At 71.5% G+C, this 15,880-nt stretch carries 11 protein-coding genes and 2 pseudogenes; all 13 read left to right on the top strand.

The features are described from left to right. A pseudogene (locus tag ABZ564_RS31865) lies at nucleotides 1-508 on the top strand (IS5/IS1182 family transposase); the annotation flags it as partial. Nucleotides 509-865: 357 nt separating this feature from the next. After that, nucleotides 866-2,905, top strand: a complete 2,040-nt coding sequence (locus ABZ564_RS31870) for an ABC transporter ATP-binding protein (RefSeq protein WP_360862867.1) — start codon at nucleotides 866-868, stop codon at nucleotides 2,903-2,905. A 49-nt stretch (nucleotides 2,906-2,954) separates the two neighbouring features. After that, a complete protein-coding gene (locus ABZ564_RS31875) occupies nucleotides 2,955-4,406 on the top strand; it encodes an NUDIX domain-containing protein (RefSeq protein ID WP_360862869.1) in 1,452 nt (483 codons plus the stop codon). Then, the gene (locus ABZ564_RS31880; RefSeq protein WP_360862870.1) at nucleotides 4,394-5,650 is read left to right on the top strand and encodes a methyltransferase; all 1,257 of its coding nucleotides are present in this window, start codon (nucleotides 4,394-4,396) and stop codon (nucleotides 5,648-5,650) included. Before ABZ564_RS31875 ends, ABZ564_RS31880 begins: the two co-directional genes overlap by 13 nt. Beyond that, nucleotides 5,647-6,456: a class I SAM-dependent methyltransferase gene (locus tag ABZ564_RS31885; protein WP_360862872.1), complete on the top strand. Its 810-nt coding sequence runs from the start codon at nucleotides 5,647-5,649 to the stop codon at nucleotides 6,454-6,456. Before ABZ564_RS31880 ends, ABZ564_RS31885 begins: the two co-directional genes overlap by 4 nt. Beyond that, the gene (locus tag ABZ564_RS31890; RefSeq protein WP_360862874.1) at nucleotides 6,453-7,835 is read left to right on the top strand and encodes a phosphotransferase; all 1,383 of its coding nucleotides are present in this window, start codon (nucleotides 6,453-6,455) and stop codon (nucleotides 7,833-7,835) included. The genes ABZ564_RS31885 and ABZ564_RS31890 overlap by 4 nt, the downstream gene beginning before the upstream one ends. Before the next feature lie 34 nt (nucleotides 7,836-7,869). Next, nucleotides 7,870-10,230: a methyltransferase, FxLD system gene (gene fxlM, locus ABZ564_RS31895; protein WP_360862875.1), complete on the top strand. Its 2,361-nt coding sequence runs from the start codon at nucleotides 7,870-7,872 to the stop codon at nucleotides 10,228-10,230. A 55-nt stretch (nucleotides 10,231-10,285) separates the two neighbouring features. Then, a complete protein-coding gene (locus ABZ564_RS31900; protein ID WP_360862877.1) occupies nucleotides 10,286-10,777 on the top strand; it encodes an ATP/GTP-binding protein in 492 nt (163 codons plus the stop codon). 36 nt (nucleotides 10,778-10,813) lie between these two features. Then, a complete protein-coding gene (hemC, locus tag ABZ564_RS31905; protein WP_360862879.1) occupies nucleotides 10,814-11,770 on the top strand; it encodes a hydroxymethylbilane synthase in 957 nt (318 codons plus the stop codon). Continuing rightward, complete coding sequence (locus ABZ564_RS31910) at nucleotides 11,767-12,375, top strand: hypothetical protein (RefSeq protein WP_360862880.1); 609 nt, start codon at nucleotides 11,767-11,769, stop codon at nucleotides 12,373-12,375. The genes hemC and ABZ564_RS31910 overlap by 4 nt, the downstream gene beginning before the upstream one ends. 149 nt (nucleotides 12,376-12,524) lie before the next feature. Then, nucleotides 12,525-13,287 (top strand): annotated as a pseudogene (locus ABZ564_RS31915) (PIG-L family deacetylase). A 46-nt stretch (nucleotides 13,288-13,333) separates the two neighbouring features. Next, on the top strand, nucleotides 13,334-14,440 hold the full coding sequence (locus tag ABZ564_RS31920) for an NUDIX hydrolase (protein ID WP_360862882.1): 1,107 nt from the start codon (nucleotides 13,334-13,336) through the stop codon (nucleotides 14,438-14,440). Nucleotides 14,441-14,881: 441 nt separating this feature from the next. Continuing rightward, the gene (locus ABZ564_RS31925) at nucleotides 14,882-15,547 is read left to right on the top strand and encodes a M15 family metallopeptidase (RefSeq protein WP_360862883.1); all 666 of its coding nucleotides are present in this window, start codon (nucleotides 14,882-14,884) and stop codon (nucleotides 15,545-15,547) included. Nucleotides 15,548-15,880: the final 333 nt, after the last annotated feature.

The following is a 15,880-nucleotide window of genomic DNA, read 5'->3' on the forward strand; positions in this document are numbered from 1 at the left end:
GCCGTGCGGCGGAGAGAAAGCGGGGCGCTCGCCCGTCGACCGGGGCAAGCAGGGACTGAAGCGCTCGGTCGCCTCCGACGCGTGCGGGGTTCCACCCGGGATCGTGTCCGCCGGGGCGAACCGGCACGACTCGCCGCTGCTCGGCCCCACCCTGGCAGCGGCCAAAGAGCAGGCCGGTGCGATGCCGGAGGCCGTCAACGTTAACCTCGACCGCGGGTACGACAGCACCAAGTCACGTGTATTGATCGGCGAGTTGGGATTCTCGGCCGAGATCGCCCGCAAGGGCGTGCCCGCCCCGATCCAGGCCGGCAAGCGCTGGGTGGTGGAGCGCACGCACTCGTGGATGAACGACTACGGCAAGCTGCGGCGCTGCACCGAGAGGAGCGGCGATGTCGTGGACTTCTACCTCTACCTCGCCGCCACACTCGTCACGCTCCGCATGCTCATTCGACGCTCGACGAGCCGCTACCGCTGGGACGGCCGCCCCACCACCCGACGCCTCAAGTGATCCATTTGCCGGTGGGTCTAACTCACTCTCCATAAAACCCGGGGCTTGACACGATGGCGGGCCCTGGCGTGCGTGGTGTCTGGGCAAAGCCCAGTCTCCCGTCTCCCCGACCGCGCGAACCGCGTCGAGCCCGAGCCGCGTGGTTCGTCGCGCTCAGCGGCAACAGCCAAGGGCGGCGTTTCGGCCAACCCTGCCCAACCGTGTGCTCATGCACGGCAAGGGTCGGTGCATCGCGCACCTTCGAACACCCGCTGAATTCCAGCGTGCGAAAGCCGTCCGAAAGAACACGTGCTCGAAATCGGTGCGGCGTCGTTGAACACCCTGACACCCCGCTTCCACGTCCTTGGAGGATCCACGTTGACGCAAACCGAACCGGGCAGTAGCAAAAGCGCGGCCCCCCAGGAGACCTCTTCGGCCCCTGCTGCCGGCATCTCGGACGCCGAGCAGGAGTTATACGGCGGCCGACTGCGGTACACCCAGTCATTCGTCCAGCATGAAGGCCCGCTGACCCGGCTTGGCTTCGGTCACATGGCGGCGGCGCTGCCCCGCATGGTTGGCATGGTGCTGCGCGCGGGCTGGGAAACAGACCGGCGGGCGCTGGCCGGAGTCGTCGCGGCGCAGCTCGGGCAGGGGGTGACGGCGGGCTGGGGGCTGGTGGCCGTGAACAGCGTCCTCACCCGACTGTTCGCCGACGGCCCAACCGCGGAAAAACTTCGTGAGGCGCTGCCGTCGCTTGTGGTGCTTGCTGTCGCGGCGGTGGCGACAGCGGTGCTGACGGCGTGGTCGACGGCGATGTCGGGCCGGCTGGAGCCCCAGGTGGAGCGGGCAGTGTCCGCCCGGTACTACAGGGCCGTCACCCATGTCGAGGTGGAGGCGACGGAGCGGCCGGAGGTCCAGCGGATCCTGGAGGCGGGGAGGTTCGGGACGGACTCGGCCCGCAACATGCTGCGGTTGTCGGTCGGTGTGGGCGGCGTGGTGATCGGCATGGCGGCGGCCGCGGTTGTGCTGGCATCGCTGCACTGGACGTTGCTGCCCATGCTGCTGGCCATCGCGTTCCCGAAGGGGTGGGGGGCGGTGCGCTCCGCGCGCCGCGAGTACATCTCCCGCCTGACCTGGGTCGACCACCGCCGGGCGATCGCGTCCCTGCTGGCCTACCTGACCCGCCCACACGCCGCCGCGGAGATCCGGGTGCACGCCGCCGGCAGCAAGCTGCTGGCGAGCTACGAGGAGATGTCGCGGCAGACGGAGGCGGAGCAGCGGCGTCTGGCGCGGGCGCAGGCGGGCACGGATTTGGTGGCGGGCGGCTTCGCCGGGCTCGCGTCGCTGGCCTGCTATGAGCTGCTGTGGTGGCTCCTGGAGTCCGGAGGGCTGCCGCTGGCTGTTGGTGGGACCGCGGTGATCGCGATCCGTACTTCGACCGCGCGCCTCACGTCGCTGGTGCAGCAGGTCAACCGCCTGTATGAGGAGCTGCTGTTCCTCACGGACACCGAGGACGCCATCAAGGTGGCGGGCGAGAATGCCATCCCTGCCTCTGGCCGTCCGCTGCCCGCGTCCGTGCAGGAGGTACGTACGGAGGGCGTCTCGTTCACCTATCCAGGCGCCGACAGTCCTTCGCTGCAGGATGTGAGCGTGCGGGTAGCTCGGGGGAAGGTGACGGCACTCGTGGGTGCGAACGGCAGCGGGAAGACGACGCTGACGAAGGTGCTGGCGGGGCTGCTGGTGCCGTCCGACGGGGATGTGTGGTGGTCGGGCGGGCCGGGTGAGCGGGTCGAGCTCCGTGAGGCGGACCGCGCCCAGGTATTCGACGCTGTCGGGCTGCTGACGCAGGACTTCCCGCGGTGGGAGATGACGGCGGCCGCGAATGTGGCCATCGGTGCCGGAGACCGGCCACGGGACATGGACCGCGTCCGTATGGCAGCGCGGGACGCGGACGTACTCGACGTGGTCGAGAAGTTGCCGCACGGCTGGAAGTCCATCGTCTTCAAGGGCTACGAGCGCGGCGTCCAGCTGTCCGGGGGGCAGTGGCAGAAGCTCGGGTCCGCGCGCTTCCGGTACCGGATGGCGCCGTTCCTGCTGGTCGACGAGCCGACCAGCGCCCTTGACCCCCACTCCGAGATCGCCGCGTTTCGCGGGTTGTGGGACTTGGCCGACGAAGGCCACGCGGTCGTCCTCGTCACGCACCGGCTCGCCGCGACCATGCGCGCCGACCACATCTACGTCCTGGACCGGGGGCGCGTCGTCGAGGAGGGCACCCACGACGAGCTCATGGCTCACGAAGACGGGGTCTACCGGGGCATGTTCGACGCCCAGGCAGCCCAGTACGGTCTCGCGGCCGCAACCCGGGCACTGCCCGACCCTCGTAACGAACCCACGCCCGATCACGACCCGACGAGCTGACCCGCAGCCCGCCGTCAGTGCTTCGTTCCCCTACATCAAAGGCGACTACATGCTCAGCTCCTCCTCGATCCGCACCACCGTCGATGCCTACCTCGATCGCCGCCCGGGCGAGCGCGACGCCCTGGCCGGGCTGCTCGACGCGCTGGACCGGCCCGGCGACGTGACCTCCCGGGCGACGCTGCCGGGTCACGTCACGTGCAGCGCCGTCGTCATGGACCGCCGGCGCCGGGTCCTGCACATCCGGCACCGGACCACCGACGGGCTCATGCTCGCTCCGGGAGGCCACGTCGAACCAGGGGACCGCACGCTGCTCGCTGCGGCGCTGCGCGAGGTGATGGAGGAGGCCGGAATCGCGCCGGGGGCCCTGTGCCTGACCCTGCAGCTGCTGGACGCGCCGATCGACATCGACGTGCACGACATTTCCCCCAGCGCCGCCAAAGGTGAACCAGCCCATCAGCACTACGACTTCCGCTACGTGTTCTGCCTTGCCGACGAGGAGGCGCCGGCCATCACCCTGCAGGACGAAGAGGTGTCCGGCGCCCGGTGGATCCCGTTGCCGGAGGTCCCCTCACTGACACTGCGTGACAAACTCCTGCAGGCCGGGGTGGACGGGCGGCCGCAACCGGTGAACGCGTCCGCGATCATCCACGACGGCCACGGCCGGTACTTGCTGCACCTGAGGGACGCCAACAAGCCGATCTGGGAGTCGGGGTGCTGGTCGTTCCTCGGCGGCGGCCGGGAACTGCAGGACCGGACCCTGCTCGACACCGTCCGCCGGGAGTTGCGCGAGGAGGCCGAGCTCACGGTCGCCGGCCTGGAGCCGTACGCGGTCGAGTGGGTCACCGGCATGGACGGGACGCGCGTTCCGGTGCAGGTTTTCGCCGGCCGGTGGAACGGGGATCCGGCCCGTCTGCCGCTCACCGAGGGCGTGATGGTCGCCTGGGTGCACCCCGAGAAGTTCCCGTACATGACGATGCTCTCCTCGACCAGGGCACTCCTGCAGCGGCACGCCGCCGAGCACCCCCCGGCCCCCGCAGTCGCCCCGGCCGGGCCGCCGCCGGGGACCGTTTTGAACGTGGTCGGCGTCCACCTCTACCTGGAGCGTGACGGCCAGGTCCTGCTGGGGCTGCGCCACCCGGACTCGGCGTACGCAGGCAGCACTTGGCATCTGCTCGCGGGTCACTGCGAGGCGGAATCGGCGATCGCCTGCCTCGTGCGGGAGGCGTACGAGGAGGCGGGGCTCGTGATCGACCCGGAGGACGTCGAGCTCGTGCACACCGTCCACATGGTCAACCGGCCAGGCGCCCAGCCCCGAATCGGTCTGTTCTTCCGCGCCCGGACTTGGGAGGGCGTGCCCGAGCTGAGAGAGCCGGACAAATGCGTGGTCTGGCAGTGGTGGAGCGCCGAGGACCTGCCCGAGCCGATCGTCCCCTACGCGCGCGCCGCGATCGAGGGCATCACGGCGGGCCGGGCCTACAGCGAGCTGGGGTGGGGACAGTGACCGGGGCCGGATCGGGGGACGCGTACTGCGCCCGCTCCCGCATGGTCGACCGGCTCTCGGCGGACGGCCTCCTGAGCGACATGCTGCTGCGCGACGCGCTGCTTCGCCTGCCGCGCGAGGTCCTGCTCCCTCACGCGTATGTGCGGGTCAGCGGTCCGGGTACGGAGCCGATCGACTGGCGCCTCCTCGACGGTTCCCATCCCGAGGATCGTCAGGAATGGCTCGACCTGATCCACAGCGGCGAGTCGGTTCTGCTCCAGCGCGACGGCGAGCGGCTTGACACTCTTGCCCGCGGTCCGGTGACCGGCGGACACATGACGTCCATGTCCACGTACCTCCCCGCCACCGTCGAAGCCCTCCAAGCCCTGGAACTCGGCCCCGGGCAGCGGTATCTGGAGCTCGGGACCGGGCCCGGCATCTCCCTGGCGCTCGCCGCCGCCATCACCGGCCCCGGACTTGCCACCGGGGTGGAGCGGGACAGGCACATGGCCGCCTTCGCCCAGCAGAACCTGGACCGTCCGGGCGTCGGCGCGGCCGTCGCCGTGGGCGACGCGCTCGATGGGTTGAAGGCGCGGGCGCCGTACGACCGGATCCACTCCGGCATTGGCGTCCCCCGTCTTCCCGAGGCGTGGGTGGACCAGCTCGCGCCTGGTGGCCGGATACTCACGACGCTCGTGACCCGCACGCCCAGCTGGCCGGGACAGCTTCTGGCCACCCGTACCGCGGCCGGCGAGATCGAGGCAGTGCTGCAAGGGCGGCCGTGTGGATACCGGCCCATGCTCGGCTACCAGTGGCTCGACGCGGTGCCGATGCGGCCCAGAATCAAGGCCGAACCCGGTGTACCGCGCCCGACCCGGCTCGCGCCGCCGCCGGGCGATGCGTACGGCTTCTGGCTCGCGGCCGCGTATCTGGCGCCCGGGCTGGTCCGCGACTTCCAGGCGGAGACGATGACGATCGTCGCTCCCGACGAGGGCTCCTGGGCGGTCGCGGGGCCCGGCGAGGCGACCGTCCGCGTCCACGGACCCCGGGAGGTGTGGGCCGAGCTGGAGGACGTGCACGCCCGCTGGGTCCTGGCCGGACGGCCCGACACGTACCGGGTAACCGTGCCGGAACACGGCGGGTCCCAGCACGTGTCGTCCGGCACCGGCAGGCGCGCCCTGAAGTGGGACCTGCCTCCGCTCGCGCCGGTGCCCCACCAACCCGCAGTCCCCTGCCCGACCGAGCACCCAACGGAGGCCCTGTGAGCCTGTTCGACGCCACGGCGGATGACTACAGTCGGCACCGCCCCGGCCTCCCCGATGAAGTCGTCCACCTGCTCGCCGGCCCCCTGCGCGGCATCCACCGTCTGGCTCTGCTCGATCTGGGCACGGGGACCGGCCAGGTACCGGCCGCCCTTTTGCCGGTCCTGCCGCAGCTCGCCCGCCTGGACCTGGTGGATGCAGACCGGGACATGCTCCACCAGGCCGATCTCACCCTTCGTCCTCTTCTCGCGGGCCGGGCCGCCGCCTTTCATCCCGTCCGGGCCGAGGAGTTCACGCCGCCCCAGGAGCGATACCGGGCTGATCTGGTCACCTGCGCGCGGGCCTTCCACTGGATGGACCGCCCGGCCGTCCTGGCCATGGTCGACCGTGTCACCGCCCCCGGCGCCACTTTGGCGATCATGGGCGACGGCAGCCTCTGGACCCATCCGGCGCCGTGGACCGTCGCGCTGCGGCAGCTGATCCAGTCCTCCCTCGGCTCCGAACGGCGCGCCGGAACCACCGGGGTCTACGCGGAGCCGGGCCGCCGTTACGAGGGCGACCTGGCCGAGTCGGCGTTCAGCGACGTCGAGGAGCACCACGTCCCGCTCCGCCGCGTGTGGACCCCGGAGACGGTGGTCGGCTACCTGCGCAGCACGAGCTTCGCCCGCCCTGGCCTCTTCGGCGACCGGCATCCCCGGTTCGAGACCGAGGTCCGGGCCCTTCTGGAGCACGCGGCACCGGAGAGCGGGCTCGTCGAAGACGGGGTGTTCGATGTTCTGCTTGCGCGCCGGCCGGGAGGTGCCCGGTGAGCGGCGGCGAGCGGCACACGGTGCCGGTGGACGTGCACGTGATCGCCGTCCGCGAAGGGGAGAAGGGGGCGGAGGTTCTGCTGTCGCGGCGGGCCGGGACCATCTACGCCGCGGGGCATTGGCACGTCCCGTCCGGGCACGTCGACGGTCCTTTCGAGGACGTCGTCACCGCGCTCGTGCGCGAGGCGTACGAGGAGACTGGCCTGGTGGTGGATCCGGGCGATGTGCGGGCCGCGGTTGCTATCCATCACCGGGCACCGGCCGGGAGCGCGCGGGTCGGGTTCTTCTTCGAGGTCCGCCGCTGGTCCGGAACGCCTCAGGTCATGGAGCCCACGGTGTGCGACGCCATGGACTGGTTCGCGTTCGACGCTCTGCCGGAGCCGATGGTCGCCTACTGCCGCGTGGGGCTGGATGCCTACCGGGGCGGTGTTCCCGTGGCGCTGCACTTCCAGGAGCCGGGCGACACGATCGGTCATGACCCGGCTGTCGACCGGATCCGCCTCGTGCCCCGCTCAGGACCTGACGAGCAGCGGCCTGAAAAGGAGGTGCGGGAGTTCGCCGAGCGTGCGGTAGGCCGGATCACGACCTGGACGGACGTGTCCTGGGCACGTGAAGAGAGCCGCGTTCGGCGGGTGCGCGGTACCGAGGGGGGCACCTGGTACGTCAAGATCCATCAGAACGACCGTTTCCACCGGCGTGAAGTGGCCGCGTTGCGCGGCTGGGTGCCCGCCCTCGGTGCGGTCGCGCCCCGGCTGGTAGCCGCCGACGCGCGGTTGCGGGCCGTGGTGCTCACCGCGGTGGGCGGCCGATCCCTGCACGGCGCCTCGTACACGCCCGAGCAGCAGCGCCACGTCTTCCACCGCATCGGGCAACTCGCAGCCGCCGTCCACACCAGTGCCCCACCACGCCCGGCCTCCTACACCCTGCCCCTGGGGAAGGTGGAGCGGCACCTGAACGGCGCCCGGCCCCATTTCGCGGCCGGGGAAGAGGAGTTCGTCCGCACCACTGTCGAGGAGGCCGCCGGCCTTCCTGCCCCGGACGTGGTGCCCACACACGGCGACTTTCAGCTGCGCAATCTGCGTTGGGACGAGGCCGCCGATGTCTTGTACGTCATCGATTTCGAGCGGTCAGAGGAGGGCCCGGCGATCAGGGACTTCGTGAGGCTGTCCGATGCCTGGCACGGCCGCCCCGACCTCCTGGCCGCCGTGATGGAGGGGTACGGCCGCCTCTTCACCCCGGACGAAGAGGCCCACCTCACGGTCCTGTCCGTCCTGGACGCCGTCTCCGGCATCTCCTACGGCGCCGCCCACGACGATCCCGAGCTCGTCGAACGCGGCCGGCGCACGCTGGCCCGGCTCCGCACCGCACAACGCCCCTGAACACCACCACTGCCCACGCACGAGGAGCAGCACGTTGACGTATACAGCCCGCGACGAGTGGGAGCAGCACTTGAGCGACGGCCGGGGGTTCCGGCAGGTCGGTGAGCGGGAGCGGGAGATCCTGGCCGAGCACGCCCCCGCCCCGGGCGGCGGCCGCGCGCTCGAGGTGGGTTGCGGCACGGGCGAGCTGGCCGCCTACCTCGCCTTGCTCGGCTTCACCGTGGACGCGTGTGACTTCGCCACCGGCGCGCTCGCGCGGGCCCGCGAGGAGTACGCCGGCGTCGATGGCGTGCGCTGGCTGCACCTGGACATCGAGCGCGACGACCCTGCCCTGCTGCACGAGGAGGGGTACGACCTGATCACGCTCCGTCTGATGTACGCGTTCGTGCAGGACAGGGGGCGCGTCCTTCACGGGCCGGGTGAGCGGCTCCGGGACGGTGGTGCTCTCGTCGCCATCAGCCCAGTGGTGGCGACCACGCCGGAGGAGCGGCGCGGCATCGCCCTGGACGAAGACGAGATCGCCGTGCTCGCCGCCGGATGGAAGACGGTGGAGAGGCTGGACGCGGACGGCTTGGCTGTTCTGGTCCTGCGTGGCCCCTGCCACACCGGCACGAGGGCCGTCGAGAAGCGGCCACCCACCGCCCATGCCCTGACCGGGGCCCTCGCGGTCGTCACCGACGACGCCGGCCGGGTCCTGCTCGGCCGCTCCCGCCGCAGCTTGCTCGAACTGCCCGGCGGCAAAACCTGCGGCCCGGAGGACTTCGCCGCTGCGGCCGTGCGCGAGCTCGCCGAGGAAACGGGCCTGGTCGCCGACCCGGCAGACGCGTACGTGGTGACGATGCTCGTCGACGACAGCCACGGCATCCCGAGGCTCACTGCCGTCGTCCGCATCACCGCGTGGGCGGGAACTTTGACCAACCCGGAGGCGGACAAGTTCGACCGCTGGGAGTTCTTCGACCTGCACGCTCTCGCCTGTGTCGGGGACGTCTTCGTCCCGGCCGCACTCGCGATCGACAGCGTGTGGCCCGGCGTCATCCCCGGCCTGCCGCCGGTGGTCTCCTATCCGATCGCCGCTGATCGGCCGCCCGTGCCGGGCGAACCGGTCGAAGCCGTCCGGCTCCGCCGGGCGATGGCCCGGACGGTGATCGAGGGCGGCTGGGCCCCGTCCGCTGCCGTCCGCAGTGCACTGGAAACCGTGCCCCGGCATCGCTACGCCCCGGAGGCGAGCCTGGCGGACGCGTACGACGGCGGCGACCGGGCGGTCATCACCCGCCGCGATGAGACCGGGACGGCCATCAGTTCAGTGTCCGCGGCCTGGCTCCAGGCCGACATGATCGAGCAGCTGCGTCTCGATCCGGGCGCGATCGTGTGCGAGGCGGGGTCCGGTGGCTACAACGCCGAGCTGATCGCCCACGTCACCCAGGGGCGAGTGGTCAGCGTGGACATCGACCCCTGGGTCGTACGCCGCACCCGGGCCTTCCTCACGGAAGCCGGCAGCGGACGTGTCACCGCCGTCGAGGCCGATGCGGTACTCGGCGCCCCCGCCCGCCTCGTGCCGCGCGGGGGCTTCGACGCCACCGTGATCACCTACAACTGCTGGGACATCAGCCCTGCCTGGGTCGAGCAACTGGCTGACGGAGGGCGCCTCGTGATGCCGTTGGAGATGGGCGGCTACACGCGGTCGGTCACCTTCGAGCGGCGCGGCGAGGTTCTGCAAGCCTGTCACTTCACGTACTGCGGCTTCGTCCGCGACCAGGGACAGCAGGCCCGCACCGCCCCGGTCGTCCACCTTCTCGACGGGGCGCTCAGCCTCCGCTTCGATGAGGGCGTCCCCGCCGGCGCACACGGTCTGGAGGAGGCGCTGCGCGGGTCGCGGCACGAGATCGCCACGGGCATCACGATGGGGGCGAACGCCTACTTCGGATCCCTTCAGCTGTACGCGGCGACCACCCTGCCCGGCTTCTGCCGACTGCACGCCCACCAGGACCCCGGGGTCACCGTCATCCCGAAGGGCCGTGACGCGCCCGCCGTCCTCGGCGATGCCTCGCTCGCCTACCTGACCCATGTCCAGACCCGGCACGCCGAACAGTCGCAGGACCGGGAATGGGAATGGGTTGTGCACGCTTTCGGCGAGCAGGGCCCGCAGCTCGCCGAGCAGCTCACGGCCACGGTCCACGCATGGGACCGCCACATCCGCGCCGACGACGACAACGAGCACGCCGATCCCGTCCTGACCGTCCACCCGGCAGGCACCCCAACCCGTCAACTGCCCCTGGGTGACGTGCTGGACAAGGCGTCCTCCCGGCTGGTGTTCCGATGGCCCGGCCGCGACGGCCACCTCCTCTCCCCCACCAGGACCACCGACACAGCCACCACCGCCACAGGAACAGCATGATCGTCTGGCTAAACGGGCCATTCGGCGGCGGCAAAACAACCCTCGCCCCCGGGCTGTGCCGCGCGCAGCCCGGGGCGACGGTCGCCGACCGGAAGCCGTCGGCGACCTACTGCGCAGCACGCTCGCCGGCCGTGCACTCAAGCCCCGTGACTACCAGGACCTTCCGCTGTGGCGGCAGCTGACCGGGGCCTTCGTCGCCGGCCCGGTCCAGCACACGGGCGGCCCCGTCATCGTTCCGATGACCGTCCTCAGCCCCACCTATGCCGAGGAGATCTTCACTTGCCTGCGCCAGGCCGGCCGATTCCACCACTTCGTCCTGCACGCCGAACCGGCAGCATTCCACGAGCGGATTGAGGCCAGCTGCGAGTGCCCCGGCGATCCTGAACGCGGCGAAGCCGTACGCGCCTACCGTCGGTGCCGGGCCGCCGACTACCAGGAAGCCGCCGTCTCCTGGCTGCACGCCCAGGGCCACGTCATCGACACCACCGCCCTCACCGCCGACCAAACCCTCCAGGCCGCCCTCGCACACCTCCACACCGCCACCTGACCCGACCGCTCCGCCGCACAGGAAGACCAGCACGCCGTGACCACCACCACGACCCGGCCCTTTCGGCTGGGTACCCGGCCCAGCCCGATGGTCATGGAACAGACCGGCCGCTTCGCCGAGCTGTTCCGCGCCCGCCACCCGGAAACGGACCTGGACATCCTCTCGATCGCCTCTGGGAGCGACCAACACCCCGGCCCACTCACCCAGATCGGCGGGAAGGGCGCCTTCACCCGCCGTGCCGACACCAGGCTCCTCGACGGGCGGGTCGAAGCCACCATCGCCTGCGCCAAGGACCTGCCCGGTCCGCACGACCGGGCATCGGGCATCACCGTCGGTGCGGTCCTGCCCTGCGAGGACGCCCGCGACGCCCTGGTCCTGCCCCTGGGGCACGAGCCGGCGACCCTGGCCGACCTGCCGCCCGGCACCCGGGTCGGCACCGGCGCCCCACGCCGCGCCGCGCTCCTGCGCGCCCTGTACCCCGGGCTGGTGCCGGTCTCGATCAGGGGAAACGCGGACAGCAGGCTGGAACGCCTCGACGCCGGAACGCTCGGCGTGGACGTCATGCCCGCCGCTCTCGCGGGGCTGCGCCGCCTGGGGCGCTCCGAGCGCGCCTCGCAGATCCTTGACCCCGCCCACTGGCTGCCCGCCTCCGGTGCCGGCATCGTCGTCGTCGAACACCGCACCGACGACGACAGCTCGGGGAAACTGCTGGCCCCGCTCACCCATGCCCCGACCCGTGTCGTCCTGGACGCGGAGCGGGCCACCCTCGCCACGCTCGGCGGTGGCTGCCTGACCGCCGCCTCGGTCCACGCCGTCCATACCCCGGGATCTGGAACAGTGACCGTGTACGCCGTCGTCCTCGGCCCCGCCGGCGGCACCCCGATCCGTACGACCGCGGTGGGCCCGTCCACCGAAGCGGCACGCACCGGGCGCCGAGCGGGACAGCAGCTCCTGCGCGCCGGGGCGGCCCGGCTGCTGGGCGGACCGGCGTGACGACGCACGAGGCGCCCCCGACGGCGGTGTTCGCCCCGCCCCGGGAATCCTCCGAGCGCGCCCGGATGCGCTGTGCCCACACGGTCGGCGCCGCCCTGTTCAAGACCCGCGCCCACGGGGCGGAGAAGTGGGGGTGGCAGGGGCGCACCCTCAGCCGCAGGGCCGGCAGACGGTGGCTGCGCGTGGTCGCCAGATCTGTCGACAAGGCGCCGGGGGCGACCTGGGACGGGAACGCGCGGGCGGACGCACTGCTCCCCCGTTCGGTGCCCCGGCCGAGGCTGTACGCCGTGGCCGAGTGGACCGCCGATGGGTACGTCTACCGCGCCGAGCTGTCCGAATACCTGCCGCGGCCGGCCCTTGCCGCCGGAGGGCCCGTACTGGGCAGGGAACTTGATCTGCCCTCCTCCTGGTGGGCAGATCTACGGGAGGCGCTGTCCGCCACCGCCACGGTGCCCACCACCCGTACGACGATCCGGCAGCAATGGATCGACCGGCACTTCACCCGCCTCCTCGGCATCCCGGCCCCGGCGATCGCGTGGACCACCGGACACGCGGACATGCCCCTCGTGAATCTCACCGGTCCTCCGCTGGTCATCTGCGACTGAGAGGGCTGGGGGCGGATCCCCGTCGGTTTCGACGCCGGGCTCATGCACGCCTACAGCCTCCTGCAGCCCGACACTGCCGCCCGGATCCACCCCGACCTCGCACCCCACCTCACCCGCCACGCCGCACACCTCACCGTCACCCCCGTACCGTGACCGCTCCGGAGAACCCCGTGTATCCCAGCCTCCTGGCCGTCTTCGCGCACCCGGACGACGAGTCCCTCCTCGCGGGCGGCGTGCTCGCCCAGCACCACGCCGCCGGGGCCCGCACGGCAGTCGTCACCGCCACCTGGGCGCCCGACAGCCGACGCCCTCGCCGTCCTCGGCGCCGGCCCCCCGCGCCTGCTCGGCTACAACGACGCCCGCAACCCCGAAGCCGCGCCCGGCCGGCCCCGGCTCGTCGACGCTCCGCTCGACGAAGCCGTCGGCCAGCTCGTCGCCCACATCCGCGACTTCCGGCCGGACATCGTCGTCACCCACGACGCGGTCGGGCAGCTGACCGGCCACCCCGACCACGTACGCACCCACCAGATCACCCTGCTCGCGGTCGAAGCCGCCGGTCTCGCCCACCTGCACCCCGATGCGAGCCCACCGTGGCAGCCCTCCGCGCTGTACGCCGCCACACACCCCGTCTCCAACGTCGGTCCGCTCCGCGCGCTGCTCGAAGGCGTCGGCAAGAGCATCCTCGCGGTACCCGACTCGTACGTCACCACCACCGTCGACGTCACTCCCTTCACCGAGGTGAAGTGGCGCGCCATCAGCTCGCACGCCGGGGAGATCGCGCGCGAGCGGCCCCTGCCCGGCATCCTCGCCCGTCTCCCCGCAGCAGACCGGCACCGCATCATCCAGACCGAACACTTCACCCGCCTCAGCACCGGCCCCGTGCAGGGCGACCCGGCCCAGCTGACCACCTGACTGCCGCCACGGCCAAGCCCCACCGATCGAAGAGAAAGGCGTGAAGATGACCACGGCTTCCGCACCCGCCGAACCTCCCAGCGTGAAGATGACCGACGAGGCGTACGGCGCGCTGCGCGCCTCCCACGCGCTGTGGGCCGGCACCTCGGTACTGATCACCGACCAGCACGGCCGGGTCCTGGTCCAGCGCGTCGGCTACCGGCCCACCCGTCTCCTGTCCGGCGGCGCGCTGGATCCCGGCGAGTCCCCGGCCCAGGGTGCCGCCCGTGAGCTGCAGGAGGAGCTGGGCCTCGCCCAGCCCCTCACCCGTGGGCTGGCCGTCGACTGGGTGTCCCCGGCAGGCCGCAGGACTTCCCACGCCCTGAGATTCCCCGGTGAACTCCTGCACGTCTTCGACGGCGGCGTCTGGGACGAGGACCGGATCGCGTCCGTCCGCCCGGCGCCCGGCGAGATCGAGGGCGTCGGCTTCGTCGAACCTGCCGACCTGCCCGCGCTCATGTCTCCGGATGACGCCCGCCGCGCGCTGTCCGCCCTGCGCGCCCGCGTCAACGGCGCCGGCCCCGCGATCCTCGAGGACGGCCGCCCCCTCTCCCCCACCCTGCTCGACCGCGTGAACGCCTTCACCCGGCACCGCGCCGTGCACCACTGGCCCTGGCACGAAGGGCCCGCCCCAGCCGGGCTCCCCGTCCGCCAGAGCTGGGGGTGGATCTTCGCCCCCGACGGCCGCATCCTGGTACTCCTCGACCCTGCGAACGGCGCCGCCTGCCTCCCCGGCGGCACACCCGAACCCGACCAGGACCCTGCGGCGACCCTCATCCGCGAGGCCCTCGAGGAAGCCTCCGCCCACATCAGCCCTGCGGTTCTCCTCGGCCACCTGCCGGACCGGGAGCACGATGCAGGGCCATGCACCCGCGTCCGCATGGCAGCTGCCCTCACGGACCTCGGCCCCTCCCGGCCCGACCCCGCCACCGGGCAGACCTACGTGCGAGCGCTGGCCACCCCCGAGCAGGTCATCGAACTGTTCAACTGGGGCCCCGGCGGCGCCGGCCAGCTCACCGCCGTCCACCACGCCCCAGCACGGTTCGGGCTGCCCCGCGCCACGCGGCAGCCCCTCACCGAACTGCCCGACGCCACCGACCTCACCACCCTGTAACCCGGCCACTCCGAAACGAGGACTCGCATGAGCAACACCTCACCCGCGCACCCCCTGCCGGCCGCACGAACCGCATCAGAGGCTCCGGCGCCGGTGCGAACAGGGCACTGCCAGTGCGGCCGGATCTCCTACCAGGTCACCGGTGTGCCAAATGACCCCCATTTGTGTTCTTGTGTCCATGAGACGCGGATCTCCGGCGGGCCCGCAGTACTGTGGGTCGGCTTCCCCCTGGACTCCCTGATCTGGACAGGACCCGGGGGCGAGCCGAACTGGTACGCGACCTATCCGACTCTCCGGCGCGGTTTCTGTCCCGACTGCGGATCACACGTGGTGTCCGTGGCCCACGGCTCCAGCACGGTCATGGTGACCGGGTTCTCCCTCACCGACCAGAGCGGCATCGAACCTCTCGGCCACTCCTTCCGTGAGAACGCCGCGCCCTGGATGCACATCACCCTCGCGCCCGACCCCATCGTTCTGATGTCCGACCCGCGCGTGACGGCCATCCCCGTCACCGACTGCGGCGAGCCGCTCGTCGACGTACGCGGAACACTGGTGGTCGACGACCGCCGCGCCGACACCGCCGGCTCGTACGCCCACCTGCGCCGCGGCGTCCTTGACCGGCTCGTCCATGCCCAGTCGCTCCTGCCCGACGGGCTGCGCCTGCTCTTCGTCGAGGGCTACCGCCCACCCGACCTGCAACGGCTGTACTTCGAGGAGTACGCCGGGGAGCTTCGCGCGGCCAACCCGGCCTGGTCCGACGAGCAGGTCCACCAGGCCGCCAGCCGGTATGTGTCCCCGCCGGAGATCGCCCCGCACAGCGCTGGTGCCGCCGTCGACCTCACCCTCGTGGACGCCGAGGGGACCGAGCTTGACATGGGCACGCGTGTGAACGCCAGCCCCGAGGAGAGCGACGGCGCCTGCTACACGGACGCCGCCTCGATCGGCCCCCAGGCCCGCGCGAACAGGAAGCTGCTGGCCGACGCCCTGTCCGCTGCCGGGCTGGTCAACTATTCGACCGAGTGGTGGCACTGGAGCTACGGCGACCGGTACTGGGCCTTGACGGTTGGCCAGCCGGCGGCCACGTACGGACCTCGCCGCCTTCACTGACCGGGCCGCTCCTCTGATCCCTTCGCCTGGACGTGCGCTACAACAAGGCCCTTTGGATCAAGGGCACCATCCGTACGACGGGAGCGTCCAGCTTCGCATGCACAGTGACGGGCCACAGGCGTGCCGCATTGCCGCGGCCAAGCACGCGTTCGATGCCTTCGGGTCTAAGCGGACTTCGACCATCAAGAATTATTCCCGGGGTGCTCTGCCCTCGACTGACGAGGCCGAAAAGCAGTGGCTAGTGTCTTGAGTCGTTAATTCGTGTGCAGTATGCGGCGAGGGTGTCGAGGATGTCGTCGGCGGTCTTGGTCCAGATGAACGGCTTGGGGTTCT

It is taken from the genome of Streptomyces sp. NPDC019224 (assembly GCF_040632605.1).
GTDB lineage: Bacteria > Actinomycetota > Actinomycetes > Streptomycetales > Streptomycetaceae > Streptomyces.